The organism is Ensifer sp. M14, assembly GCF_003355565.1.
Lineage (GTDB): Bacteria > Pseudomonadota > Alphaproteobacteria > Rhizobiales > Rhizobiaceae > Ensifer.
Genome location: NZ_QJNR01000004.1, coordinates 2081930 through 2108167, shown reverse-complemented (window position 1 = coordinate 2108167; position 26238 = coordinate 2081930). Strand labels below are relative to the sequence as shown.

The window sequence follows — 26238 nt, the reverse complement described above, 5'->3', positions numbered from 1 at the left end:
GTGGAGCGAGTATGTCTCCGGCGCCGCCAATCCGACACCGCTGGACCTCGGTCACGAGCATTGGGATGAGGGTCGGCGCACCGCGAAGGCCCTCACACCTTCACATGCCCGATGCCCTTGGCTTCGATCTCCTCGAAACTCTCGTCATAGCCGGCGTCGGCGTAGCGGATGACGCCGAGCGCGGTGTCGTTGGTGAGCGCATGGTCGAGCCGCTCGTCGGCATCCGGCGTTCCGTCGGCAACCACCGTCACGCCGCAGCTCGTCATATAGCCGGCGTAACCGCCGCCGCCCGAATGCACGACGACGAGATCGGCCATCGACGAGCAGAGCAGCATGGCGTCGAGCAAGGGCCAGTCGGCGATCGCGTCCGATCCGTCCTTCATCCGCTCGGTCATGATGTTGGGATGCGCCATGGCGCCGGCGTCGAGGTGGTCGCGGGAGAAGGCAACCGGTCCCTTCAATTCGCCTGATGCCACCAGCTCGTTGACGCGGCGCGCCAGCGCCGTTCGCTCGCCATGGCCGAGCCAGGCGATGCGGGCCGGCAGGCCCTCGAACGGGATGTGCTCGCGCGCAAGCCTGATCCAGTTGGTGACGATCTTGTTGTCCGGGAACATCTCGAGCAGCAGATCGTCGATCCGGGCGATGTCGCTCTCCTCGCCGGACAGCGCCATCCAGCGGAAGGGGCCGATGGCGCGGGCAAAGAGCGGGCGCAGATAGGCTTCGGTGAAGATCGGAATGTCGAAGGCATTGGCGACGCCGCCCTCGCGCGCCTGGGTGCGGATGAGGTTGCCGTTATCGAAGACCTCAGCGCCCTGTCTCTGGAAGTCGAGCATCGCCTTGACATGTTCGACGATCGAGGCCCGGCTTGCGGCCATCAATTGCCCCTGGCCGTCATCGCGCAGCGATTTCACCTGATCGACCGTCATGCCTTTCGGCACGTAGCCGTAGACGAGGTCGTGCGCCGAGGTCTGGTCGGTGACCACATCGGGAACGATGCCGCGCCGGGCGATCTCGGGATAGATCTCGGCGGCATTGCCGACGAGGCCGACGGAAAGCGCTCGCTTTTCCTTCACTGCTGCATCGATCATCGAAAGCGCCGTATCCAGATCCGGCGCGATCTCTTGGAGATAGCCGATCTCCCGGCGTTTCTTCGCCCGTTCCGCATCGATATCGACGCAGAGGATCGCAGCCCCCGCCATGCGGCCGGCGAGCGGCTGCGCGCCGCCCATGCCGCCGAGCCCGGCGGTCAGCACGAAGCGGCCGGAAAGATCGCCGCCGAAGCGGCGCTCGGCGATGCGCATGAAGATCTCGTAGGTACCCTGGATCACGCCCTGGCTGCCGATATACTGCCAGGCGCCGGCCGTCAGCCCGCCCCAGCAGATCAGCCCCTTGCGCTGCAGCTCGTAGAAGACCTCGGCCTTGGCCCATTGGCCGACGATGTTGCAATTGGCCATGATCACCAGCGGCGCCTTGGCATGGGTCTTCAAGAGGCCCACAGGTTTACCCGACTGGATGATCAGCGTCTGGTCCTCGTCCATCTCGGTGAGCGCCTTGACGATGGCCCGGTGCGCCGGCCAGTTGCGCGCCGCCTTGCCGAGGGCGGCATAGACGATCAGATTGTCCGGATCCTCGCCGACCGAAAGCACGTTTTCGAGCAGCCGCAGCAACGCCTCCTGCCGCCAGCCCTTGGCGCGCAGCTCGGGGCCGCCGGGGATGGGGAAGCCAGGATGGCGGGGATTGGCCTTGTGCATCGTCTCGTTCCTCGTTGTTGTCTCGGCGGGCGTGCCCGCTCATTCGCGGCACGGAAATGAGCGGCCCCTCACCCTAGCCCTCTCCCCGCCTGCGGGAGAGGGCTAGGGTGAGGGGCAATTCACCAAACACATCGGTGATGGGCTGATCAAACCACATCCGCCTCTCATTCACTTCAGCGGCAACGTCTCCACGAAGACGATCGCACCATCGAGCAGGCGCTTGCGCATGATGTCGTCGCCATAGGCGTCCGCCCCTGCTCGCACCCAGCCATGCATCGCGCGACCGTTCATCACCATCACCTCGACGTCGGACAGCGCCAGCGCCCAACCGTCATTGCCCTTGCCGAGCCGCACCAGCAGCGAGCCCTCGCGTGCACCGCAGAGCAGATTGCCGTTGAGCAGAAACGCCCAGCCACCGAACATCGCCTTCTCGGACAATCCCGGCCGGTCGCTGAGTTCTTCCCGGATCACCTCTTCCAGGCCCGCATCGCGCGCCATGAACCTCTCCCCTGATTACCGCCCAGCGAGCGCGTAGCGGGCAAGCTCGATGCCCATCGCCTTTTCGACAGACGGATAGACCGTCGGGTCGAGCACACTGGAGGCAAGCGGGATCACCGACTTCGGCACATGCAGCACGAAGATCTTCATGCCGACTTGCAGTTGGCCGACGCTCAAGGGTTCGCCCTCCGGCGACAGCGTGGTGATGACGTCCGGGAAGGTCGCGAGCCTCTGACCTTCCGCAGAGTCAACCGCCATGTATTCGTTCATCACGTGCAATACCCTGGAGTCAGTTCCCTTCCCCAACGTCACCGTGCCGATGTCGAAGGCGTCCTTGGTGTAGGTGACCGACTTGTCGGTGATCACACCTTCGGCCAGCAGCGCGCCGTTGGTCGTCTTGACGATCGCATCGATGATGGCGCTGCCGCCTTTGGCTTCGGCGGCGATGATCGCTTCGCCGAGCGCCAGCGCCAGCGAGATGCCGCCGAGCGCCGCATTCGCCCTGACGTAGGAGGCGCGCACCGGATTGCGGCAGGACGCAATGAAGCCGCCCGACATGTCGGAGGCCGTGCGCAGGATCGGCGAGACCTTCGCGGTCGCGCCGCGCACCACCAGCTCGATATAGCGGTTGTCGTCGCGGTTTCCGCCGACCGCCGTCTGGATCATTGGCTCAGGAGAGCCGGCAAGGCCGATCGAACCCATGTCGCCGGTCGGGTGCGCCCGGATGTCGCCGACCGCATCGACCACCTTGGTGCCAAGGATTGCCGACGGCAGCCAGCCATTGAGCGTCGAGGACTTGCCGTTCTGGCCGATGATCAGGCCCGAGAGCTTCTCGCCGAGCGCTTCCTGCAAAAGCTGCACAGCCTTGACATAGTCGACGCCGCGCATCTCCCAGGCGGTGGTAGAGGCCGGCGCGCCGATGGCAGCCGCCGTCGCCACCCAATCGTTCGCGTCCAGTTCATCGATCGACACCAGTTCGGGCTTGCCGATGGAGACCGCCGCATAGCCGAGCATGCGGCCATGATCGGCCCAGCCGCCGCCGCCGGCGGCATAGACGGAGCCGCCCTTGACCGCTGCCTCGACATCCTTTTCCTTGAGTATCCGGCCCATCTCACACCTTCTCCTGCAATCGTTTGTCGAGCCTCTTCACCGCTTCGAAGAGTACGGCGGCGCCAAGCGCGATGTCGTCGTTTTCGGCCCATTCCTCGGGGGCATGAGAGCGTCCGCCCCGGCATGGAATGAAGATCATCGCCGAGCGGGTGATCCGCCCGATCCAGGCAGTGTCATGACCGGCGCCCGATGCCATGCGCCGGTGCTTGGCACCGATCCCGTCACAGCTTTCTTCCAGCGTCGACAGCAGAAGCGGGTCTCCGGGCGTCGGGTGGTTGTCGGAAATCACATTGGCAGGTGCGATCGTCACGCCGGCATCGCCAGCGATGCCAAGGCAAAGCGGTTGAAGCTCTGCGAGGAACCGTTCCATCTGCGGTCGCAACTCGGCGCGGGCGTCGATCAGCAATCGCACCTTTGAGGGAACTACATTGGCCGCATTCGGCTCGATCGAGAACTCGCCGACCGTCGCAGTGAAATGGCCCTCGCCCTTCGAAAACTCTGTCGCCAGCCGTTCGATCGCAAGCACCAGCCGGGAGGCGGCAACCAGCGCATCGCGCCGATGGCCCATCGGCGTCGTGCCGGCATGATCAGCCTGCCCCTCGACGATGATCTCGATGCGGGTGATGCCGGAGATCGCCGTGACGACGCCGATATCCAGTCGCCCCGTCTCCAGCACCGGCCCCTGCTCGATATGCAGCTCCAGAAACGCCTTGATGTCGGAGCGCTTCAGTGTTGACAGGCGCGATGGATCGCCGCCGACTTCGACGATGCCCTGCCGCAGGCTCAATTCACCCTGCACCCGGCTCAGCCAGCCATCCGGCAGGATGCCGGCCATGCCGCGGCTGCCGACGCAGGAAACGCCGAAGATTGACACTTCCTCCGCCAGGAAGTCGACGATCTCCAGGTCGTGATCGAGTTCGATGCCGGCGTCGGTCAATGCGCGCGCCACTTCAAGCGCGGCTGCGACGCCGGCGATGCCATCAAACCGGCCGCCTTCCGGCACGGTGTCGGAATGCGACCCGAGCATCAGCGTGCCAAGCGAAGATTTCCGCCCTTTGCGCCGGCCGATGAGATTGCCGGCCGCATCGATGCGTGTCTCCAGGCCCGCCGCCCGGAAGCGGCGATCGAGAAACGCCCTGCCTTCGAGGAAGAACGGCGTGAAAGCACGGCGGGTATACGGCCGGTCCGGCTCGGTGATGCCCGCGAGCCCGTTGACGATGCCGGCGATCCGGCCCGCATCCACGGGCAGATTGGTCTTGACGCTGGTCATCATCGGGCCTCCTGCAGGGCAAGGGTCTGAAGCGGGCGGACGAACGCGCCGGTGCCCGGCTTGGCAACGACGGTGCGTCCGTCAAAGGCAAGCTTGCCACGCAGATAGGTGGCAGACACCCGCCAGGGCAATCTGATGCCATTATAGGGCGACCATCCAACGACATTGTTGCCGCTTGTCGCCGCGTCATAGGTATAGGGCTCTGAGGTCATGACGATGATGTCGGCATCCTTGCCGGCTTCGAGCGCACCCTTGCAATGGTCGAGCCGGAAATGCCGCGCGGGATTGAGCGTCATCAGCTCGGCCGCCCGCGTCAACGGAATGCCGCGTTCCAGCGCGCCCTTGATGAACAGCGGCACCATGACTTCCAGGCCGGGCACGCCTGAGGCATTGGCGAGCATGTCCGGATTGGTCTTGCGATCCTCCGACCAACTGACATGGTCCGTCGAAACCATCGTCACCGTGCCGTCGGCCACATGCCGCCAGAGCTTTTCCACCTCGGCGCGCGGCCGGATCGGTGGATTGATTTTGGCCTTGCCCCCGAGCCTGCGAACGTCGTTCTCCTCGTCGAGCGTCAGGTAGTGGATGCAGCATTCGATCGTCGCCGCATGGCCCTGGGCGCGGTAGGCGGCGGCGATCTCGTAGCCGCGCCCGAGCGAACAATGCACCACATGCGCCGGGCAACCGGTCGCGGCTCCTGTCTCATAGATCTGGTTGGTGGCAAGCAGTTCCGTCAGCGGCGGCCTGGAAAGACAATGCGCGCGGTAGTCGGTGACCCCCGCAGCCTTGACCCTTTCGATCGCGGCTCGCACCGCCTCGTCGTCCTCGTTATGCACGCCAGCAGAAAGCCCCGTCGGCGCTATGGCACGAAAGCAATCCTCGAGCAGGGCTGCGGGAATGCGCGGAAAACGCTTGGGATCGGTGCCGAAGGTGGAGAACTTGAAGGCCGCGACACCGGCCTCGACCATTTCGAGGATACGGGCCGGCCCTTCCTCGGGATCAACTGTACCATAGAGCGCGAAGTCAACACGCGCCTGCGGGCTCGCATGCTCCACCTTGTAGGCCACAGCCTCGGCCGAGCAGACGAGATTGCCCTCGTCATAGGGCATGTCGACGATCGTGGTGACGCCACCCGCCGCAGCCGACCTTGTCGACCAGACGAAATCCTCCTGGTTCTTCTGCGACAGCGAATGCACCTGCGCATCGACGGCGCCGGGAAGGATCATCGCGGTTCCGAGATCGTGGCGTTCACGCGCCGATGGTGCTGCCCCCTGCCCGACATGTACGACCTCGCCGTCTCGAACCGCCACATGCCCGCCTTCGACGATCCGGTGTGCAAGAACGACGGTGCCTTTCAGGACAAGATCGAAATCGGACATCGTGTTCTCCCCCTTGGATCAGTCTTGTTGGGTCAGTCCTGGATCACTTGCTCAGCGCAAAGAAGTCGTCGAATTCCGGCATCGGCGCCATGGCGACGAAGCTGCGCAGCAGGTCATGGCAGGTGAAGGCCTGCTGCAGCGCCTCGATCTCTCTCGAAAGCGGCCGGTCCTTGACGTACATCGGGCTGATCGAGCGGGTGCGCTCATGCGCAAGCTTGACGATCCCGTGCGGCGCGTCGCCGACGAGATCGATTGCCTGCGACGACAGGATCGCCTCGATCGCCGCCAACTGCCGGAGGTCGCGCACCTGCGTTTCCATGCGCTCGACGATCAAGGGCAGGAAGGTCGCCTCCTCCTCCAGCCCGCCGGCAACGACGATGGACTGGGCCGAAAGCGGCACCGCCATCGACTGCACGCGCATATAGAGTTCGACGGCGAGTTTCATCAGCGGGCCGAGGCCGGTTGCGACTTCGCCCGGCGCCACCAGATTGACCGGAAGATTGCGCCTCCCGCCGTTCGACAAAAGGATGCAGCGGTTGAGCACGTTGCGCGCCACATGGGAAAAGGCGATCTGCGCGGTTTCGACATAGAGCGTCGTCGTCAACGGCAGCGATGCACCCGAAGCATGCACCTGGCCGCCGAGCACCACCGGATTGTCGTCGGAAAGATAGGTCGCCTCGACCAGACGGCCGGCCGCCACCAGCAGCGTGTCGACGACGGCGCCGAACACCTGGGCGGTCATGCGCAGGCTCAAGGGATCGTGGATCGCTGTCGGCAACGGCCAGTCGGCAACGCCGGACTGGCCATAGAGCCAGGAACCGACCAGCGCCTCGCCACGCGTCGACAGGGTCGCCGCCACCCGCCACGGATCGGCCGAGGCGCCAAGCGCCTGGGAAGACATTACGCCGGTGACCAGCAGCACGCGGATGGCCGCTGCAGCCTCGCGCAACACATCGGCGGCAGCCGAATAGGCGATGGCGTTGACGCTGAGCGCGGCCAGCGCATCGCGCGGCCGCATCACCAGGGGCTCAAGCCCGGCATCGGCAAGCGCCGTTTCGGCCGGCACCAGCCGGCCGCGATGATAGGCCTCGCCGACCCCGGTCAGGACCGCCGCGATCTGTCCCATCAGGCCGATATCGGCACAGCCCATCGAGCCATGCCGGCGCACCGCCGGAATGATGTCGTGTTCGATCAGCGCGAGAAAGGCGGTGATCAGCTCGGGACTGCAGCCGGTATGCCCGCGCATGGCCGTATTGCAGCGAATGGCGATCGCCTTACGCACAATCGGCACCGTGAAGAACTCGCCGGTGCCGAAATGGTGGGCACGCACCAGCGAGGCGTTGAATTCCACCAGATCGTCCGCCGTCCACAGCCGGTCCTTCATCGAGCCGACGCCGGTGTTGGAGCCGTAGACCGGCAGGCCGAGCGCGACACGATCGGCGATCACCTTGTGGGCAGCCGCAACCCGCTCCATGCCGCCCTCGTCCGCAACCGGCCGCGCAGCCCCCGAGCCGATTTCCTCGAGCGTCGCGAAGTCGAGCGGTTTCCCGCAGAGAACGATGGACTTGACCTGTTGCAGCATGCCGAGAGAACCTTACCACGCGATGCGCCTCGACGCCGAAACGATGCGTGGATGCAAAGACTTGATGCGATCCGGCCCGTTGGACGAGGGATCGTCGTTCAGCATGCTATGCGGTTTGCCCTCTCGCGTGATATATCCCAAATCCTGAACAGCCGATGCCGAAAGCTGAACGCGACAGCGACGGCCATGCTGGTGAGGGAACTTGCACAATGGATATCGCCACGATCCTGCTCGTCGAGACCGTGATGAAGGAAGGCGGCATAAGGCGCGCGGCCACCTTGAGCGACCGTGCGCCGTCAAGCGTCAGCGCCGCCGTTCGCCGCTTCGAGCAGGCCGTTTCGATCCCGCTTTTCCGCCGCGATGGCAACCTGATGGCCCTGACCCTGGAAGCCCGCGCGCGCCAGGCCGACGTGGCTGAGGCAAGCGCCACCATCAGGGCGCTGCTCGCCAAAAGCAAGGCGGAACCGACGACCGCTATTCCGCCCGTCGGCCTTGTCGCGCTCGATCGGTTCGTGCGCATCGCCCGCGCCGGCAGCATCCGCGCCGCCGCCCACACCCTCGGCCTCGGCCAGCCGCAACTGACGCGGCAGATCGCCGACCTCGAACGCCATCTGCTATGCCGGCTGTTCGAACGCTCCCATGGCGGCATCGCCTGCACGCCGGTCGCTCTCGACCTCATCCCCGACGTCGAACGCCTGCTCGACCTCTGGGCGCGGCTGACGCGCGCCTCGGCCGACCGGTTCCGCCGCGACGTCACCACCTGGCGCCTCGGCGCGGTCATGCCACTCGGGCCGGAAAGCGAGATTGCCCGCATGCTGGCGGCGCTGACCGCCACCTGGCACCGCTCCCGTCCGCGCCAGTCGCTGTTCATTTCCAGCACCACCGCCGACGAACTTCTGGCCGGCCTCAAGAGCCGGCGCTTCGACGCAGCCCTGCTCGACATCGCGGGCATTCCCCCTGATTTCGACGGTCGTCTGGTCACCGAGACGCCGCTGGTGCTGGCCGGACCGGCCCTGGCATTGTCGGAGATGGGCGGCAATCTTCCGCGGCTGCTGGCCACCTGTCCTATCGCTGTGCCAAGCGCCCGAAGCGGCCTGCGCCGGGAGGTCGCCCGCTTCCTCGATGATATCCTCACTGAGTCGGAGCGACGGCGCGTGACGCTGGTCGAGGTCGATTCCATCCCCGTGATCATCAACCTGGTCAGCCACCACGGCTATCTCTCGGTGCTGCCGGAAACCTCGCTGGCGCGCATCCACCGCCCACCGGCGATGATCCGGCTGGGAGCCCAATACCGTCAGTCGCTGACGTTGATCTGGCCGAGCGGCGCATTTTCCAGCGAGGTCGGCGAGTTGATGATTTCGATGATGCGGGCAAGCGCACAGGCTTGACGGCTTGAGGTGTCACACAGTGTATGCGGCACAAAATTTCGCGAGCTCGGGTTTGCCATTGTCCTCATTCCTGTGCTTGTCACAGGAATCCAGTCGACGCGCGCCGGCGCGGCGGAAAGACTCTTTACCAGCCCAAGGACTTGGGCCGGCTAGATTCCTGTGACAGGCACAGGAATGAGGGAGGGAGAAACGGTCGCGAACGAAAGCAGGCCCTTTACCCCGAAGCAACAGCTTCGGAATCAATTGCTGATCATCCGCCGCCAACCGCCTGAAACGACTCACGAATTCGAAACTTAAATCAAGACTTGAAGTACGCTTTCAGCCCTTGAGCTTCAGCCGGCGACGCGTTTCGCTCGGGCTTTCGCGATAATGCGCGCGGTAGCTGCGCGAAAACGACGAGGAGGAATTGAAGCCGGAGATCGCGGCAATGTCGGCAAATTCCATGCGCGTCTCGATCACCTTGCGCCGTGCCGCATTAAGGCGCAGCGCCAGGTAATGTTCGTGCGGTGCCACCCCCATCGTGTCGCGAAACAGATCCTGCAGGTGCCGAACGCTGACGCCGATGCGGCGGGCGAGGCGCTGAAGCGTCAGCGGCGCCTCCACCGTTTCCTCCATCAGCTTGACCGCCGCACCGACACGCGGGTCGAGGATGCGCATGTTGCCGATGGCCGGCATCTGCAAGAGGTCGCCGCGGGTGCGCTCCTGCTCGTAGATGAATAGGCGAGACACTTCGAGCGCCAGCGAGTAGCCATGCGCCCGGCGGATCAGCTCCAGCATCAGGTCGAGCGTCGGCAGCGACCCTCCCGTGGTGATGCGCTTGCCATCGATGACGAAGCGTTCGGGCACCATCGTCACCTGCGGATAGGCGGCGGTGAAGTCCTCGAAATCCTCCCAGTGGGTGGTGGCCCGGGAGGTGTCGAGCAGGCTGGTTTCGGCCAACAGCCAGGAGCCGGATTCGATGCCCGCCATCATTTCGCGATGGCGCGCCGTCTGCGACAGCATCATCTTCAATTGCGAGGTGGCGCTGCGCTGCCAGTTGTAGCTTGAGAGAATGAACAGCGGTGCCGTTTCGCGCTGCGGCCGGAAGGCACCTGAGACCGGAATGGGAATGCCGCTCTTGGTTTCGATCGGCTCCCCGTCAGGGCTGTAGAGCGTCCAGCTGTAGAGCGGCCGGCCGGCGATGCGGTTGGCGGCGCGCATCGGCTCGATCACCGAGGCAACGAGGATCAGGTTGGTCTCCGGCAACACCAGGATATCGGCGTGCTGCACCTGCGAAACGTTCTGATCCATCTGCAAACTTCTCCGCCCCGTTGCCGATAATGTACAATCTGGAACCGATTATGAAAAGCAGCGCCGTCGTTCTTGGCTCGTAATGGTCGCAATAAAAGGGAGACAGCAATGCCGCTCAGCATGAACCGCGAGGTATTCATCACCTGTGCCGTCACCGGCTCGGGAGACACCGTTTCGAAGTCCAGCCACGTTCCGATCACGCCGAAACAGATCGCCGAAGCGGCGGTCGAGGCGGCCAAGGCCGGCGCTGCCGTGGTCCACTGCCACGTTCGCGATCCGGAAACCGGCGCCCCCTCCCGCAGGCTCGACCTCTACCGCGAAGTCACCGACCGTATCCGCTCGGCCGATGTCGACATGGTGCTGAACCTGACCGCCGGCATGGGCGGCGATCTGGTGTTCGGCAACGTCGAAAGCCCCTTGCCCGTCAATGAAAAAGGCACCGACATGGCCGGCGCCACCGAGCGCGTCGCCCATGTGGCCGAATGTCTGCCGGAAATCTGCACGCTCGACTGCGGCACCATGAACTTCTCGCTCGGCGACTATGTCATGACCAACACGCCGTCGATGCTGCGCGAAATGGCCCGCCAGATGACGGCACTCGGTGTGCGCCCGGAGATCGAGGCCTTCGACACCGGCCACCTCTGGTTTGCCAAGCAGCTCGCCGAGGAAGGCCTAATCGAGGATCCGGTGCTGATCCAGCTCTGCATGGGCATTCCGTGGGGTGCGCCCGACGACCTCAACACCTTCATGGCCATGGTCAACAACGTGCCTGCCAACTGGACCTTCTCGGCCTTCTCCATCGGCCGCAACGCGCTGGCCTACCCGGCAGCGGCGGTGCTTGCCGGCGGCAACGTTCGCGTCGGCCTCGAAGACAACCTCTACATCGGCAAGGGCCAGCTCGCGACCAACGGCCAGCTCGTCGAAAAGGCCGTCGGCGTCATCGAAGGCATGGGCGCCAAGATCATCGGGCCGGATGAGGTCCGCAAGAAACTGAAGCTGACGAAGCGCTGAGCGGGGATACAATGAGCCAGATCAAGAATGCAGCCTGCGTCGGTGGCGGTGTCATCGGCGGCGCCTGGGTGGCGCGTTTTGCGCTCGCCGGCATCGACGTGAAGATCTTCGACCCGCATCCGGAAGCCGAGCGCATCATCGGCGAAGTCATGGCCAATGCCGAGCGTGCCTATGCGATGCTCACCATGGCGCCGCTGCCGCCGAAGGGAAAACTCACCTTCTGCAAAAGCATCGAGGAAACGGTCAAGGACGCTGATTGGATTCAGGAAAGCGTGCCCGAGCGGCTGGAGCTGAAGCGCGGCGTCATCACGCAGATCGACGCGGCAGCAAGGCCGGATGCGCTCATCGGCTCGTCCACCTCGGGCCTGCTGCCCTCCGACCTTCAGGCCGAGATGAAGCACCCCGAGCGCATGTTCGTGGCGCATCCCTACAACCCGGTCTACCTGCTACCGCTGGTCGAACTCGTCGGCGGCAAGAAGACGTCGAAGGCGACGATCGAACGCGCCATGCAGGGCGTCGAGCAGATCGGCATGAAGGGCGTCGTCATCGCCAAGGAGATCGAGGCCTTCGTCGGCGACCGGCTGCTGGAAGCGCTCTGGCGCGAGGCGCTGTGGCTGATCCAGGATGACATCTGCGATACCGAAACGCTCGACAACGTCATGCGCTATTCCTTCGGCATGCGCTGGGCGCAGATGGGCCTGTTCGAGACCTACCGCATCGCCGGCGGCGAAGCCGGCATGCGCCACTTCCTCGCCCAGTTCGGCCCCTGCCTGAAATGGCCGTGGACGAAGTTCACCGACGTCGTCGACCTCGACGATGCGCTCGTCGAAAAGATCGGCGCCCAGTCGGACGCGCAGGCCGCCGGCCGTTCGATCCGCGAACTGGAGCGCATCCGCGACGAAAACCTCGTCGGCATCATGCACGCGCTGAAATCGGGCAATGGCGGCGAAGGCTGGGGAGCGGGCAAGCTGCTCGCCGATTTCGAAGCGAAGCTCTGGGCCAATGCCAAGAAGCCGGAAGCCGATCTCGGCGACGTCAAGCCGCTGCACATTCTCGATACCAAGGTGAGCGCTGCCTGGGTCGACTACAACGGCCACATGACCGAGCATCGTTATCTCCAGGTCTTCGGCGACACCTCGGACGGCCTGTTGCGCCTGATCGGCGTCGACCTCGAATACGTGCGCGACGGCCACAGCTACTATACGGTCGAGACTCATATCCGCAATCTTGGCGAGGCCAAGCTCGGCGATGCGCTCTATTCGACCTGCCAGCTGCTGTCCTCGGACGAGAAGCGCCTGCATCTGTTCTCGACGATCTACAATGCCGAGACGAAGGAAGCGGTCGCAACCGCCGAGCAGATGATGCTGCATGTCGACAGCAAGGCCGGCGAAGCGGTCGCGGCGCCTGCGAAGGTGCTCGACAAGCTGAAGGCGATCACCGAGGCACATTCGGGCCTGCCGAAGCCGGACGGTGCCGGACGGTTCGTCGGCCAAAAGCGCTGACTGCCCTTTCTCGTGGGAAGGGAATTTGCGGGAATGTTCCGGGCGTCGGCCGCCCCTCATCCCGCTGCCGCGACCTTCTCCCCGTAAACGGGGAGAAGGGATCTGCCGCAACCGCTCGCTCCTTCAAAGGTCGCAGCGGTTCTTGGTGGCCGGAGCGGTGCGCTACCCGAGAGGCATCCCCTCTCCCCGCCGGCGGGGAGAGGGTTAGGGTGAGGGGCAAGACAAGCACGCCAGCCGTCGATGGGGAGATCGGCTACAGGCAGGCAGATAAATTGCGAGGGAGAACACATGAATTTCGCACTGACCGATGAACAGCAGATGATCGTCGACACGGTCCGCAGCTTCGTCGAGACCGAAATCTATCCGCATGAGGACGAGGTCGAGCGCACCGGCATCGTGCCGCGCGAACTCGGCCAGGACATCGCCCGCAAGTGCAAGGAACTCGGCTTCTTCGGCTGTAATTTCCCGGAAGAGGTCGGCGGCGCCGGGCTCGACCACACCTCCTTCACCCTCGTCGAGCGCGAGCTCGGCCGCGGCTCGATGGGCCTGACCGTGTTCTTCGGCCGGCCCTCGGGCATCCTGATGGCCTGCAACGACGAACAGCGCGAAAGATACCTGCTGCCCGCGGTCAAGGGCGACAAGTTCGACGCGCTCGCCATGACCGAGCCGGATGCCGGCTCCGACGTGCGCGGCATGAAGTGTTTTGCCCGCAAGGACGGCGACGACTGGATCGTCAACGGCACCAAGCATTTCATCAGCCATGCCGACATCGCCGATTTCGTCATCGTCTTCATCGCAACCGGTGAAGAGGACACGCCGCGCGGACCGAAGAAGAAGATCACCTGCTTCCTCGTCGACCGCGGCACGCCCGGTTTCGAGATCCGCAAAGGCTACAACTCCGTCTCCCACCGCGGCTACAACAACTGCGTCCTGACCTTCGATGATTGCCGCCTGCCCTCCGCCCAGATCCTCGGCGAAGTGCACAAGGGTTTCGACGTCGCCAACGACTGGCTGTTCGCCACACGGTTGACGGTGGCGGCAACCTCGGTCGGCCGGGCGCGCCGCGCCTTCGACTATGCACTCAACTACGCCGCCGAGCGCAAGCAGTTCGGCAAGCCGATCGGCGCCAACCAGGGCGTCTCGTTCAAGCTCGCCGACATGATCACCGAGATCGACGCCGCCGACCTCCTGACGCTGTCGGCTGCCTGGCGCCTCGACCAGGGCCTGCCCTCCAACCGCGAGATCGCGTCTGCCAAGGTCTACGCCACCGAAATGCTCGCCCGCGTCACCGACGAGGCGATCCAGATCTTCGGCGGCATGGGGCTGATGGACGACCTGCCGCTCGCCCGCTTCTGGCGTGACGCCCGCGTCGAGCGCATCTGGGACGGCACCTCCGAAATCCAGCGCCACATCATCAGCCGCGACCTGCTGCGGCCGCTGGGAGCGTAAGGGATGATTGAGCAGGCTTCCTCTCCCTCCCTCATTCCTGTGCTCGTCACAGGAATCCAGCAGCGGCACGTCCGTGCCGCGCTTGACCAGGACGCGACCGACGTTGGCGCCGTGAAAAAGAAAACTCCCGTCGGCTTGCAGACGCAAGCCGGCTGGATTCCTGTGACAAACACAGGAATGAGGGCGTTGGCGGCCAGCAGTCGGACGACCAACAGCCCGGCGCCAGGTGCTCCTGCGACCATCCAGATGAGGGAGTGCAGGACGGCATGACCCAAACACCCCGCTCCGTCGACCGCCTGATCCATCTGAAATCCAGCGCCACACCATCAGCAGCGACCCGTTGCGGCCGGTGGGAGCGTGGTCCGATGACGGCGAACCTCACTCCCGCCTTCATCCCTGTGCTTGTCACAGGGATGAAGCAGCGGCACGTCCGTGCCGCGCAAGACCAGAACACGACCGGCATTGGCGCCGTGAAAACGAAAGCTCCTATCGGCTTGCCGACTCAAGCCAGCTGGATTCCTGTGACAAGCACAGGAATGAGGGAGTGCAGGACGGCATGATCCACACTCCCCGCTCCCTCGACCGCCTGATCCGACCGAAATCCATCGCCGTCTTCGGCGGCAAGGAAGCGCGGCGGGTCATCGAACAATGCGACAAGATGGGCTTTTCCGGCGAAATCTGGCCGGTGCACCCGAGAGAAGACCAGATCCTCGGCCGCAAGTGCTACCGCTCGGTCGCCGACCTTCCCGCCGCACCCGACGCCTCCTTCGTCGGCGTCAACCGGCAGCTCACCATCGAGATCATCGCCGCACTTGCCGCGCGCGGTGCCGGCGGCGCCGTCTGTTACGCCTCGGGCTTCCGCGAGGCGGCAAGCGAGCTCGACGACGGCAATGACATGCAGGAGGCGCTGGTGGCCGCTGCCGGCCACATGCCGATCGTCGGTCCCAATTGTTACGGCTTCATCAACATGCTCGACGGCGCCCTGCTCTGGCCCGACCAGCACGGCATGCAGCGTGTCGAAAAGGGCGTTGCCGTCCTGACGCAATCCTCAAACATCGCCTGCAACATCTCGATGCAGACGCGCGGCCTGCCGCTCGCCTACCTCATGACCGCCGGCAACCAGGCGCAGACGGGTCTCTCCGACATCGCCTGCGCCGTGCTCGAAGACCCGCGCGTCACCGCCGTCGGCCTGCACATCGAGGGTTTCGACAGCATTGCTAGCCTCGAGCGGCTGGCGACACGCGCCCGCGAACTCGGCAAGCCGGTCGTGACGCTGAAGGTCGGCAAGTCCGAGGCGGCCCAGCTTGCCACCGTCTCGCACACCGCCTCGCTTGCCGGCAACGACCGGGTGTCCTCGGCGCTTCTCGCCCGCCTCGGTATCGGCCGCGTCGATACGCTACCGGCGCTGCTCGAAACGCTGAAGCTGCTGCATGTCGCCGGCCCGCTCGAAAGCAACGAGATCTCCTCGATGAGTTGCTCGGGCGGCGAGGCCTCGCTGATGGCCGACGCCGGTGTGCGCTACCGCGTGAACTATCGGGCGCTGCTTGACGAGCAACGCAAGCCGCTCAAGGAAGCGCTCGGCGAGATGGTGACGATTGCCAACCCGCTTGACTACCACACCTTCGTCTGGGGCAACCGAGAAAAGCAGACCACAGCCTTCAGCGCGATGATGAAGGGCGGCTACGCGCTCAACCTGATCGTGCTCGACTTCCCCCGCCAGGACCGCTGCGACGCGGCCGACTGGGTGACGACCTGCGATGCGGTGATTGATGCAGCGAAAGCGACCGGCGCGCGCGCCGGCATCGTCGCCAGCCTCGGCGAAAACATGCCGGAACAGACGGCGCTGTCGCTGATGGCGGCTGGCGTCATCCCCTTCTTCGGCATCGACGAGGCATTGGCGGCGGTCGAGACCGCAGCCGGCATCGGAGCTGCCTGGGCCAAGCCAATACCGCCGAAGCTGTTGAACGGCGGTGTTTCTGGCGGTGGCGGCGGTTCGATCACGCTCAGCGAGCATGACGCCAAGACCGAGCTTTCAGCCTCAGGCCTCAGGATCCCGGCGGGCAAGACCGCATTAACGCCTGAAGATGCTGCCAGTGCCGCCGAAAGCCTCGGATTCCCCGTCGTGCTCAAGGGATTGGGTGTTGCCCACAAGACCGAAGCAGGTGCCGTCAAGCTGAACCTGTCGAGCCGCGAAGCGGTGCTTGAGGCGGCCGAAAGCATGGCTTCGGTCGCCTCCGGCTATCTCGTCGAAAAGATGGTGGCAAAGCCGGTCGCCGAACTCATCATCGGCGCGATGCGCGACCCGGTCGCGGGTCCGGTGTTGACCATCGGCGCCGGTGGTATCCTCGTGGAACTGCTGGACGATTCCGCCATCCTGACGCTGCCGACGACGCCGGACCTGATCCGCGAAGCGATCGACGGCCTCAAGATTCGCAAGCTTCTCGACGGTTATCGCGGCGGCCCGAAGGGCGATTTTGCCGCCCTTGCCGACGCTGTCGCCGCTGCGGCATCCTATGTCGTTTCAAACGCTTCAAACCTCGAAGAACTCGATATCAATCCTTTAATGGTGTTACCGGAAGGCCATGGAGCCATCGCCGCCGACGCCCTGATCCGTCGGAGGAACTGACGCCATGACCGGACCGATCCTGACGCGCCGCGAGGGCGGCATTCTCGAAGTGACGATCGACCGGCCGAAGGCGAATGCCATCGACCTGAAGACCAGCCGGATCATGGGCGAAATCTTCGCAGGTTTCCGCGACGACGACAGCTTGCGCGTCGCCATCATCACCGGGGCCGGCGAAAAATTCTTCTGTCCGGGATGGGACCTGAAGGCGGCTGCGGCCGGCGACGCGGTCGACGGCGATTACGGCATCGGCGGCTTCGGCGGCCTGCAGGAGCTGCGCGATCTCAACAAGCCGGTGATCGCCGCCGTCAACGGCATCTGCTGCGGTGGCGGCCTCGAAATCGCACTCTCCACCGACCTGATCCTGGCGGCCGAGCACGCAACCTTCGCGCTGCCGGAAATCCGCTCGGGCACCGTTGCCGACGCCGCCTCGATCAAGCTGCCGAAGCGCATCCCCTACCACATCGCCATGGACATGCTCCTGACCGGCCGCTGGCTCGACGTCGTCGAGGCCAACCGCTGGGGCTTCGTCAACGAGATCCTCCCCGCCGACAAGCTGATGGCGCGCGCCTGGGAACTGGCCCGGCTGCTCGAAAGCGGCCCGCCCCTCGTCTACGCCGCGATCAAGGAAGTGGTGCGCTCAGCCGAGGGCGAGACCTTCCAGACGACGATGAACAAGATCACCCGCCGGCAGTTCAAGACCGTCGACATTCTCTATTCGAGCGAGGACCAGCTGGAGGGCGCAAAGGCCTTTGCCGAGAAGCGCGACCCGGTCTGGAAGGGGCGCTGACGGACGCTGCCAGAGGCGGCGCAGGACTGAAAAAACGTGCCGGTGATCCGGCGAAACGACGTCACGGAACGTGCAGGGGTACTCGCGCGTCGCCGAAGGCTATCCATAAGCCAGCCTTATGGAAATAAATGATAATTTAGGACGTTACAAGGTTCATCCAAGCGATTAGGCTTATCGATCTGAAGCCAAAAGCGTCCGCCCGGGAAAGGAGACAACAGGCAATCGAAGATGAAAAATGGCCCAAACGGCCGATCCGAAAGCCATCCGCAAGGTGGCGGTACGCAGCAATCTCTACCAACCAGAACGAACGGCGAATGCCGACAAAGAAGGGAACAGGGGAATGAGCGATTACAAGGATTACCTCACACGACAGGTCATGCTCGGCAAGATGAACCGGCGTGAATTTCTCGGGCGCGCGGCTGCAGCCGGCATCCTCGCATCGACCGCAGGCACGCTGTTTGCCACCAGCGCTGAGGCCCAGGAGCCCAAGCGCGGCGGCCATCTGAAACTCGGTCTCGAAGGCGCTGCCGCAACCGATAGCAAGGACCCGGCAAAGGCACTGTCGCAGTTCATGTTCGTCGTCGGCCGCAACTGGGGCGACATGCTGGTCGAGAGCCATCCGACCACCGGTGCGCCGGTACCGGCACTGGCCGAATCCTGGGAGCCGTCGGCCGACGCCTCGACCTGGACCTTCGCCATCCGCAAGGGCGTGAAATTCCATGACGGCAAGGAACTGACAATCGACGACGTCATCAAGACGCTGCAGCGCCACACCGACGAAAAGTCGGAGTCCGGCGCGCTTGGCGTGATGAAATCAATCAAGGAAATCAAGGCTGACGGCGACAAGCTGGTGCTGGTGCTGACGGAAGGCAATGCCGACCTGCCGCTGCTCCTGACCGACTACCACCTGATCATCCAGCCGAATGGCGGCCTCGACGCTCCCGATGCCATGATCGGCACCGGCCCCTATAAGGTGGCAAGCTTCGAAGCCGGCGTGCGCGCCACGTTCGAGCGAAACGCCGACGACTGGCGCACCGATCGCGGCTTCGTCGATTCGGTCGAACTGATCGCGATGAACGACGCCACGGCCCGCATCGCTGCCCTTTCCTCCGGTCAGGTCCACTTCATCAACCGCGTCGATCCGAAGACCGTCAACCTCCTGAAGAAGGCGCCGACCGTCGAGATCCTGAACACATCGGGCCGCGGCCATTACGTCTTCATCATGCACGCCAACACCGCGCCGTTCGACAACAACGATCTGCGCATGGCGCTGAAGTATTCGATGGACCGCGAAACCATGGTCCAGCGCATCCTCGGCGGCTACGGCAAGGTCGGCAACGACTTCCCGATCAACGATACCTATGCCCTCTTCCCCGAAGGCATCGAGCAGCGCGCCTATGACCCCGACAAGGCGGCCTTCCACTACAAGAAGTCCGGCCACAGCGGCCCTGTGCTGCTGCGCACCTCCGACGTCGCCTTCCCGGGTGCGGTCGACGCGGCCGTTCTCTACCAGGAAAGCGCCAAGAAGGCCGGCATCGAGATCGAGGTCAAGCGCGAACCGGGCGACGGCTACTGGACCAACGTCTGGAACGTTCAGCCTTTCTCGACATCCTACTGGGGCGGTCGCCCGACCCAGGACCAGATGTATTCGACGGCCTATCTCTCGACCGCCGACTGGAACGACACCCGCTTCCTGAGGCCAGACTTCGACAAGATCCTGCTTGAGGCCCGCGCGGAACTGGACGAGACCAAACGCAAGGACATGTATCGCACCATGGCCACGATGGTGCGCGACGAAGGCGGCCTGATCCTGCCGATGTTCAACGACTTCGTGAACGCCTCCACCAAGCAGGTGAAGGGCTTTGTCCACGATATCGGCAACGACATGTCGAACGGCTATATCGCCACCCGCGTCTGGCTCGACGCCTGATGATGGAAAGCGGACCGCTGACTGGTCCGGTTCCGACGGATGGGGCCGCGGATGGAACACATCCGCGGTCTGCCGCTCTTTCCGGTGTACCAGCAAAACCCAACCCCACCGATGCCAAGGGTGAAATCGACGGCACCTTCTGGCGGCGCTTCACCTTTCGCCGTCCGCTCGCGGCGCTGATCCTTCAGCGTCTCGGCTTGAGCGTCGGGCTGCTCTTTGCCGTTTCGCTGATGATATCAGGCGGCATCGAGGCGCTCCCCGGCGATTTCGCCACCACCTATCTCGGCCAGTCGGCAACGCCGCAGGCGGTGGAAAACATCCGCAAGGACCTCGGCCTCGACAAGCCCTGGAGCGAGCGTTACCTCTCCTGGCTCGGCGGCGCCGTGCAAGGTGATTTCGGCACCTCCTGGGCCAGCAAAAACTCGGTTGGCGAACAGATCGGTAAGCGCCTGGGCAATTCGCTGTTCCTCGCCTTCTTCGCCGCGATCGTCTCCGTGCCGCTCGCCGTCGGCTTGGGCATGCTGGCGGTGCAGTTCCGCAACCGGCTGCCTGACAAGATCATCAACGTCGTCTCGCTTGCGGCCATCTCGCTGCCCGAATTCTTCGTCGGCTATCTCCTGATCATGTTCTTCGCCGTCAAGTTCGGCGTCGCCACCTTCCCGGCGACCGTCTACGACAGTATGAGCCTCACCGAGCGTCTCTCGGCAATCGCTCTGCCGGTCGCAACCCTTGTGCTCGTCGTTCTCGCCCACATGATGCGCATGACGAGGGCCGCGATCCTCAACGTCATGTCGTCGGCCTATGTCGAGACGGCCGAGCTCAAGGGCCTCGGCATGTTCCGCATCATCGCTCGCCACGCCGCTCCCAATGCAGTGGCGCCCGTCATCAACGTCATCGCGCTCAACCTTGCCTATCTTGTCGTCGGCGTCGTCGTGGTCGAGGTGGTGTTCGTCTATCCCGGCATGGGCCAATACATGGTGGATGCCGTGACCGTGCGCGACATGCCGGTGGTGCAGGCCTGCGGCCTGATCTTCGCGGCCTTCTACATCTTCCTCAACATGGCGGCCGACATCATCGCCATTCTCGCCAACCCGAGACTGAGGCACCCGCGATGAACCTGAGATCCATCCCCTTGAGTGCCTGGATCGGCATTGCCGGTATCGCGATTGCGATTTTCTGCGCGCTGTTTGCACCCGTCATCGCCCCCTTCGGCGAGCGTGACGTCGTCGGCGATGTCTGGCTGCCGGCCGGCGGCGACTTCCTGCTCGGCACTGACAATCTCGGTCGCGACCTACTGTCGCGCCTGATCTATGGCGCCCGCACCACCATCTTCGTGGCGCTGGCGGCAACCGTGCTGTCCTTCTCGCTCGGCATGATTCTGTCGTTCACCGCAGCCGTCATGGGCGGCTTCGTCGACCAGTTCTTCTCCCGTTTCAACGATCTGATGATGGCGATCCCGACGCTGATCTTCGCCCTCGTCGTGCTTGCCGTGCTGCCGCAGCATCTGTGGATCCTGATCCTGGTCATGGCCGTGCTCGACTCGACCCGCGTCTTCCGCATCGGCCGTGCGGTTGCGCTCGATGTCGCGGTCATGGAGTTCGTCGAGGCGGCACGGCTGCGCGGCGAAGGCAGCGCCTGGATCATCTTCCGCGAGATCCTGCCCAATACGCTGTCGCCGCTGCTCGCCGAATTCGGCCTGCGCTTTGCCTTCTCCATCCTGTTTCTCTCCACCCTCTCCTTCCTCGGCCTCGGCATCCAGCCGCCGGCCGCCGACTGGGGCGGCATGGTCAAGGACAACAAGGACGGCATCATCTTCGGCATCTCGGCAGCGCTGATCCCGGGTGCTGCGATCGCGACGCTGGCGATCTGCGTCAACCTCGTGGTCGACTGGCTGATGAAACGAACCTCCAGCCTGAAAGGAGGGCGTGGCGATGCCTGAACCTTCATCTGCAAGGAACACGCTTCTCTCCGTCAGGAACCTGAAGATCGAGGCGACCAGCTATCCGCCGGGCGAACCGCCGAAAACCGTCACCCTCGTCGAAGGCGTGTCCTTCGACCTTGAGAAGGGCAAAGTTCTCGGCCTGATCGGCGAATCCGGTGCCGGCAAATCAACGATCGGCCTGTCGGCGCTCGCCTATGGCCGCGGTGGCGTGCGCATTACTGGCGGTGAGGTCCTGCTCGACGGCAAGGACATCCTGACGCTCGACAAGAACGGCATCCGCTCGATCCGCGGTGCGCGCGTCTGTTACGTCGCCCAATCGGCAGCGGCCGCCTTCAATCCGGCCCACCGGCTCGGCGATCAGGTGATCGAGGCATCGCTGCGCCACGGCATCATGAACCGAGAGGAGGCGAAGAAACGCGCGCTCTATCTCTTCCGGGTGCTCGGCCTGCCGAACCCGGAAACGTTTGGCGAGCGTTATCCGCATCAGGTCTCGGGCGGTCAGTTGCAGCGGGCGATGACCGCGATGGCGCTTTGCCCCAACCCGGAGCTGATCGTCTTCGACGAACCGACGACCGCCCTCGACGTGACGACCCAGATCGATGTGCTTGCCGCGATCAAGCACGCGATCGAGGAAACACACACCGCAGCGCTCTACATCACCCACGATCTCGCGGTGGTGGCCCAGATCTCCGACGACATCATGGTGCTGCGCCACGGCAAGACGGTGGAATACGGCACCACCAAGCAGATCATCGAGGCTCCGCGGGAAGATTATACCCGGGCGCTGGTCAGCGTCCGCCAGACCAAGCGCGATGAGGCGCCGGACCAGACCGGCACGCAGTTGAAGATCGAGCATATCAGCGCCGGCTATGCCAATGGCTTCAAGGTGCTGCACGACGTTTCCATGCACCTGCCCAAGGGCCAGACGCTGGCGATCGTCGGCGAAAGCGGCTCGGGAAAGTCGACGCTGGCCCGCGTCATCACCGGGCTTTTGCCGCCGACAGAGGGGCGCATCACCTTCGAGGGCAAGGAACTGCCGCGCGCCCTGAAGGGCCGCAGCAATGGCGAACTGCGCCGCATCCAGATGATCTACCAGATGGCCGACACGGCGATGAACCCGCGCCAGACGGTGCGCGACATCGTCGGCAGGCCGCTCTCCTTCTACTTCGGCATGCATGGCGCCAAGAAGACCGCGCGGGTCAAGGAACTGCTCGACCAGATCGAGATGGGAACGAAGTTCCTCGATCGTTATCCGGCCGAGCTCTCCGGCGGCCAGAAGCAGCGTGTCGCCATCGCCCGGGCGCTTGCTGCGGAACCGGAGTTGATCCTCTGCGACGAACCGACCTCGGCGCTCGACCCGCTGGTGGCCGAGGGCATCCTGAATCTGCTTCTGAAGCTGCAGGAGGAAACCGCTGTTTCCTATGTCTTTATCACCCACGACATCGCCATCGTCCGGGCAATCGCCGACAGCGTCGCCGTCATGCATCGCGGCCGGCTGGTGCGGTTCGGGCCGAAGTCCAAGGTGTTGGCACCGCCCTTCGACGACTATACCGACCTGCTGCTGAAGTCCGTGCCCGAGATGGAAATCGGCTGGCTGGAACGGGTGCTGAAGACACGGCGCATGGAAAGTGCCGGCAACTGACGGTCAGCGACAACAGAGTCCCCTCTCCCTGCCTGCGGGGAGAGGGCTAGGGTGAGGGGCGACGGGTCAACAGGAGCTGGCTGTCACTTCACTTTGCAATCGACATCACCCAGCCGCTGCGCCGCCTTGCCTTCGAAGGTCACGGACGATTCCGCCTTGGCGGTGCAGTCTCCGGTAGCGCCGCTGCCCGAGCGAAAATGCACCACCGGCTGCCCCTCGATCATGATGCTCGGCACCACCTCGTAAAGTTCCGGCGGGCAGTTGGCGACGTCGGAAAGCCGAAGCGCCGGCTGGCCGCCGATCATGACGCTGGTGGAACCGGAAAGCGCGCAGGCCGGGATCGGTGGACGCGCATCTTCAGCGCCTGATGGCACCGCTGAGCAGGCGAACAGAAGGCCTGACATGGCCACAACAGCAGATTTCATCGGCTTCCCTCAACGATACGGTCGCTTGCTCATGGCGCAATCTAGGACGGCAACGCGAAGGCCGCCACCTCAATAATCGGTCGGTACCGTCAGCACGTCGGCATCAGGCGTTTCGAGAAAGGTGCGCACCGTCGCGGGCATTTGCCGGGACCCCATGGCCAGCACCCCGCAGCGCGACAGCATCTGCCGGAGATCCGGCTCCTGGCCAAGCGTGCGCCAGATCATACGCGAGGCATAGGGCAGGTTTTCCTTGCGCCAAGAGACGCCCATGGTGGTGCCACGCAGATAGACGCGCTGATGCACTTCGAACGGCATCAGGATCGTCTGCGACAGCATCGGCTGGCGCCCGACGCTGCGCTCGGCGATGAAGATGCGGTTGCGCCAGAAGGTGGCGAGGCCGACATACTTCGAAAACTGCTGGATTTCGTTGGCCGCATCGCGGATGCGCTCGATCGACTTCACCCGGATCGAACCGCTCTCCTCATGAATGCGGGCGCAGGAGCAGACGACGCGGCCGGGCCACGACGGCGAGAGATGATAGGTCTGGTAGTAGCCGACATGACGGCGGAGCCCGGCAAGGTCGCCCGGAAATCCCTCAAGCAGCAGCCCGGCTTCAGAGCGGTCGCGATCGGGCCTCACCATGCGCGCTTCGAACAGTTTTGCCGACAGCGAAAAGTCCTGCGCCTGCAGCCCGAAGAAGCCGGCGATGCGGGCGACATTGTGCGCCGACGGCCGCGCCTCGCCGCTGATGTAGCGGTTGAACTGCTGACGGTTGATCCCGATTTCCCGGCAGATCTGCGAGATCGAGCGCCGCGTCGCGCAGGCAAAGCGAAGATTGGCGGCAAAGTGGTCGGCGTCGTGCAAGATTGCTCTCCCGAACGGAACGACAGATAGCGTAAAGTCGCGTAAATCCGCGTCAAGTCGCGAAATTGTGTGGCCGGTGCCAACCGTTAGGTTTTCGCTAGAAACAAACTTCAGAGGGAACCTGCACATGAGCGACTTCACCAAGCGTCCCGACGGCCTCATCGTACCTGCCGGCATCAACCGTCGCGGCTTTCTGGCAGGCACCGCAGCGCTCGGTCTGGCGGCAGGCTTTGGCGGCACAATGGTCGCGGGCGATGCTCGCGCCGAGGAGCCCAAGCGCGGCGGCCACCTGAAGCTCGGCCTCAAGGGCGGCGCCACCACCGATACGCTCGACCCCGCCGGCTACAGCGGCTCGGTCTCCTTCGTCATCGGCCATCTCTGGGGCGACACACTGGTCGAATCCGATCCGAAGACTGGCGCACCGCTGCCGGCACTCGCCGAATCCTGGGAGCCTTCGGCCGACGCGTCACAATGGACGTTCAAGATCCGCAGCGACGTCAGCTTCCACGACGGCAGCAAGATGACCGTCGCCGATGTCATCGCTACGCTGAAGCGCCACTCGGACGAAGGCTCGAAGTCGGGCGCGCTCGGCCTGATGCGCTCGATCAAGACGATCGAGGAAAAGGCCGGAGCTCTGGTTCTGACATTGACCGAAGGCAATGCCGACCTGCCGCTGCTCCTGACCGATTACCACCTGATCATCCAGCCGCGCGGCGGCGTCGACAATCCCGCCTCGCCCATCGGCACCGGCCCCTACAAGCTGGCGAGCTACGAGGCGGGCCTGCGCTCGACCTTCGAGAAGAACACCAACGACTGGCGCCAGGATCGAGGCTTCGTTGACAGTGTCGAAATCATCGTGATGAACGACACGACGGCCCGCATTGCGGCGCTCTCCTCCGGCCAGGTGCATTTCATCAACAACATCGACCCGAAGACCGTGCCGCTCCTGAAGCGCGCGCCGCGCGTCGAGATCCTGCGCACCGCTGGCAAGGGCTTCTACAGCTTCCTGATGCATTGCGACACGGCGCCCTTCGACAACAACGACCTGAGGCTGGCGCTGAAATATGCCGTCGACCGGCAGGCGATCCTCGACCGCGTCGTCGGCGGGTTCGGCACGCTCGGCAACGATTACCCCGTCAACGAGAACTATGCTCTGGCGCCCGAGGGCATCGAGCAGCGCGCCTATGACCCCGACAAGGCCGCCTTCCACTTCAAGAAGTCGGGCCACGACCGGCCGATCCTTTTGCGCACCTCGGATGCCGCCTTCCCCGGCGCCATCGACGCCGCGGTGCTGTTTCAGGAAAGCGCCAAGAAGGCCGGCATCGAGCTCGAAGTGCGCCGCGAGCCGGAAGATGGCTACTGGACCAATGTCTGGAACGTCCAGCCGTTCTGCGCTTCCTACTGGGGCGGCCGGCCAACGCAGGATTCGCGCTACTCCACCTCCTACCTTTCCAGTGCCGAGTGGAACGACACCCGCTTCAAGCGCGAGGACTTCGACAAGCTGCTGCTTCAGGCACGCTCAGAGCTCGACGAGACCAAACGCAAGGAGATGTACCGCACGATGGCAATGACAGTGCGCGACGAAGGCGGCCTGATCCTGCCGGTGTTCAACGACTACGTGAACGCCGCTTCCGCATCGCTGAAGGGTTTTGTGCACGACATCGGCAACGACCTTTCGAACGGCTACGTTGCCAGCCGCGTCTGGTTCGACAGCTAAGAGCAACTCCAGCGCGTGCGGAATTGCGCAAAAAACACGGAGCCAGAGCATTTCCGGCAGAAGCACCTGGCTTCG

The 26238-nt window shown here is 64.3% G+C and carries 20 protein-coding genes; 11 read left to right on the top strand and 9 right to left on the bottom strand.

Annotated elements, in window-relative coordinates; all coding sequences use genetic code 11:
* Positions 1–92 precede the first annotated feature (92 nt).
* The 6 genes from BLJAPNOD_RS10065 to BLJAPNOD_RS10040 form a co-directional block, all read right to left on the bottom strand.
* A complete protein-coding gene (locus tag BLJAPNOD_RS10065; protein ID WP_115419696.1) occupies positions 93–1751 on the bottom strand; it encodes a urocanate hydratase in 1659 nt (552 codons plus the stop codon).
* Positions 1752–1919: 168 nt separating this feature from the next.
* Positions 1920–2249 carry a TfoX/Sxy family protein gene (locus BLJAPNOD_RS10060; protein WP_115419695.1) on the bottom strand — a complete coding sequence of 110 codons (330 nt, stop codon included), beginning with the start codon at positions 2247–2249 and terminating at the stop codon, positions 1920–1922.
* Between the two features lie 15 nt (positions 2250–2264).
* Positions 2265–3359 (bottom strand): DUF917 domain-containing protein, encoded by a 1095-nt coding sequence (locus BLJAPNOD_RS10055; protein ID WP_115419694.1) that lies wholly within the window; start codon positions 3357–3359, stop codon positions 2265–2267.
* 1 nt (position 3360) lies between these two features.
* Positions 3361–4629, bottom strand: coding sequence for a Zn-dependent hydrolase (locus BLJAPNOD_RS10050; RefSeq protein ID WP_115421232.1), 1269 nt, complete (start codon positions 4627–4629; stop codon positions 3361–3363).
* On the bottom strand, positions 4629–6008 hold the full coding sequence (locus tag BLJAPNOD_RS10045; protein WP_115419693.1) for an amidohydrolase family protein: 1380 nt from the start codon (positions 6006–6008) through the stop codon (positions 4629–4631). The genes BLJAPNOD_RS10050 and BLJAPNOD_RS10045 overlap by 1 nt, the downstream gene beginning before the upstream one ends.
* Positions 6009–6051: 43 nt before the next feature.
* A complete protein-coding gene (locus BLJAPNOD_RS10040; RefSeq protein ID WP_115419692.1) occupies positions 6052–7590 on the bottom strand; it encodes an aromatic amino acid lyase in 1539 nt (512 codons plus the stop codon).
* A 209-nt stretch (positions 7591–7799) separates the two neighbouring features.
* On the opposite strand from BLJAPNOD_RS10040, the gene BLJAPNOD_RS10035 reads away from it, so the two are divergent.
* The gene (locus BLJAPNOD_RS10035; RefSeq protein WP_158556109.1) at positions 7800–8978 is read left to right on the top strand and encodes a LysR family transcriptional regulator; all 1179 of its coding nucleotides are present in this window, start codon (positions 7800–7802) and stop codon (positions 8976–8978) included.
* A 318-nt stretch (positions 8979–9296) separates the two neighbouring features.
* On the opposite strand, the gene BLJAPNOD_RS10025 is transcribed toward BLJAPNOD_RS10035, so the two are convergent.
* The gene (locus BLJAPNOD_RS10025) at positions 9297–10268 is read right to left on the bottom strand and encodes a GlxA family transcriptional regulator (RefSeq protein ID WP_115419689.1); all 972 of its coding nucleotides are present in this window, start codon (positions 10266–10268) and stop codon (positions 9297–9299) included.
* 108 nt (positions 10269–10376) lie between these two features.
* Here BLJAPNOD_RS10025 and BLJAPNOD_RS10020 point away from each other — a divergent pair, with 108 nt between their 5' ends.
* The 9 genes from BLJAPNOD_RS10020 to BLJAPNOD_RS09965 all read left to right on the top strand — a co-directional run bounded on the left by BLJAPNOD_RS10020 (position 10377) and on the right by BLJAPNOD_RS09965 (position 23157).
* A complete protein-coding gene (locus BLJAPNOD_RS10020; RefSeq protein ID WP_077499808.1) occupies positions 10377–11279 on the top strand; it encodes a 3-keto-5-aminohexanoate cleavage protein in 903 nt (300 codons plus the stop codon).
* 11 nt (positions 11280–11290) lie between these two features.
* Entirely contained in the window at positions 11291–12781 is a 1491-nt protein-coding gene (locus tag BLJAPNOD_RS10015; protein WP_115419688.1) for a carnitine 3-dehydrogenase, read from the top strand.
* A 288-nt stretch (positions 12782–13069) separates the two neighbouring features.
* A complete protein-coding gene (locus BLJAPNOD_RS10005) occupies positions 13070–14230 on the top strand; it encodes an acyl-CoA dehydrogenase family protein (protein WP_115419687.1) in 1161 nt (386 codons plus the stop codon).
* 556 nt (positions 14231–14786) lie between these two features.
* The gene (locus BLJAPNOD_RS09990) at positions 14787–16856 is read left to right on the top strand and encodes an acetate--CoA ligase family protein (protein ID WP_115421231.1); all 2070 of its coding nucleotides are present in this window, start codon (positions 14787–14789) and stop codon (positions 16854–16856) included.
* A gap of 4 nt (positions 16857–16860) precedes the next feature.
* Positions 16861–17643 carry a carnitinyl-CoA dehydratase gene (locus BLJAPNOD_RS09985; protein WP_077499798.1) on the top strand — a complete coding sequence of 261 codons (783 nt, stop codon included), beginning with the start codon at positions 16861–16863 and terminating at the stop codon, positions 17641–17643.
* Between the two features lie 340 nt (positions 17644–17983).
* Entirely contained in the window at positions 17984–19573 is a 1590-nt protein-coding gene (locus tag BLJAPNOD_RS09980) for an ABC transporter substrate-binding protein (protein ID WP_077500025.1), read from the top strand.
* On the top strand, positions 19573–20688 hold the full coding sequence (locus BLJAPNOD_RS09975) for an ABC transporter permease (RefSeq protein WP_077499796.1): 1116 nt from the start codon (positions 19573–19575) through the stop codon (positions 20686–20688). The genes BLJAPNOD_RS09980 and BLJAPNOD_RS09975 overlap by 1 nt, the downstream gene beginning before the upstream one ends.
* On the top strand, positions 20685–21512 hold the full coding sequence (locus tag BLJAPNOD_RS09970; RefSeq protein WP_115419685.1) for an ABC transporter permease: 828 nt from the start codon (positions 20685–20687) through the stop codon (positions 21510–21512). Before BLJAPNOD_RS09975 ends, BLJAPNOD_RS09970 begins: the two co-directional genes overlap by 4 nt.
* Positions 21505–23157 carry an ABC transporter ATP-binding protein gene (locus BLJAPNOD_RS09965; RefSeq protein WP_115421230.1) on the top strand — a complete coding sequence of 551 codons (1653 nt, stop codon included), beginning with the start codon at positions 21505–21507 and terminating at the stop codon, positions 23155–23157. The genes BLJAPNOD_RS09970 and BLJAPNOD_RS09965 overlap by 8 nt, the downstream gene beginning before the upstream one ends.
* Before the next feature lie 83 nt (positions 23158–23240).
* Here BLJAPNOD_RS09965 and BLJAPNOD_RS09960 read toward each other — a convergent pair whose 3' ends face one another.
* Together BLJAPNOD_RS09960 and BLJAPNOD_RS09955 are read right to left on the bottom strand one after the other, a co-directional pair.
* Positions 23241–23582, bottom strand: a complete 342-nt coding sequence (locus BLJAPNOD_RS09960; protein ID WP_077499791.1) for a PAAR domain-containing protein — start codon at positions 23580–23582, stop codon at positions 23241–23243.
* 69 nt (positions 23583–23651) lie between these two features.
* Entirely contained in the window at positions 23652–24446 is a 795-nt protein-coding gene (locus BLJAPNOD_RS09955; protein ID WP_115419684.1) for a helix-turn-helix transcriptional regulator, read from the bottom strand.
* A 127-nt stretch (positions 24447–24573) separates the two neighbouring features.
* Between BLJAPNOD_RS09955 and BLJAPNOD_RS09950 the strand changes: the two genes are divergently transcribed.
* A complete protein-coding gene (locus tag BLJAPNOD_RS09950; RefSeq protein WP_115419683.1) occupies positions 24574–26163 on the top strand; it encodes an ABC transporter substrate-binding protein in 1590 nt (529 codons plus the stop codon).
* The last annotated feature ends 75 nt before the right edge of the window (positions 26164–26238 follow it).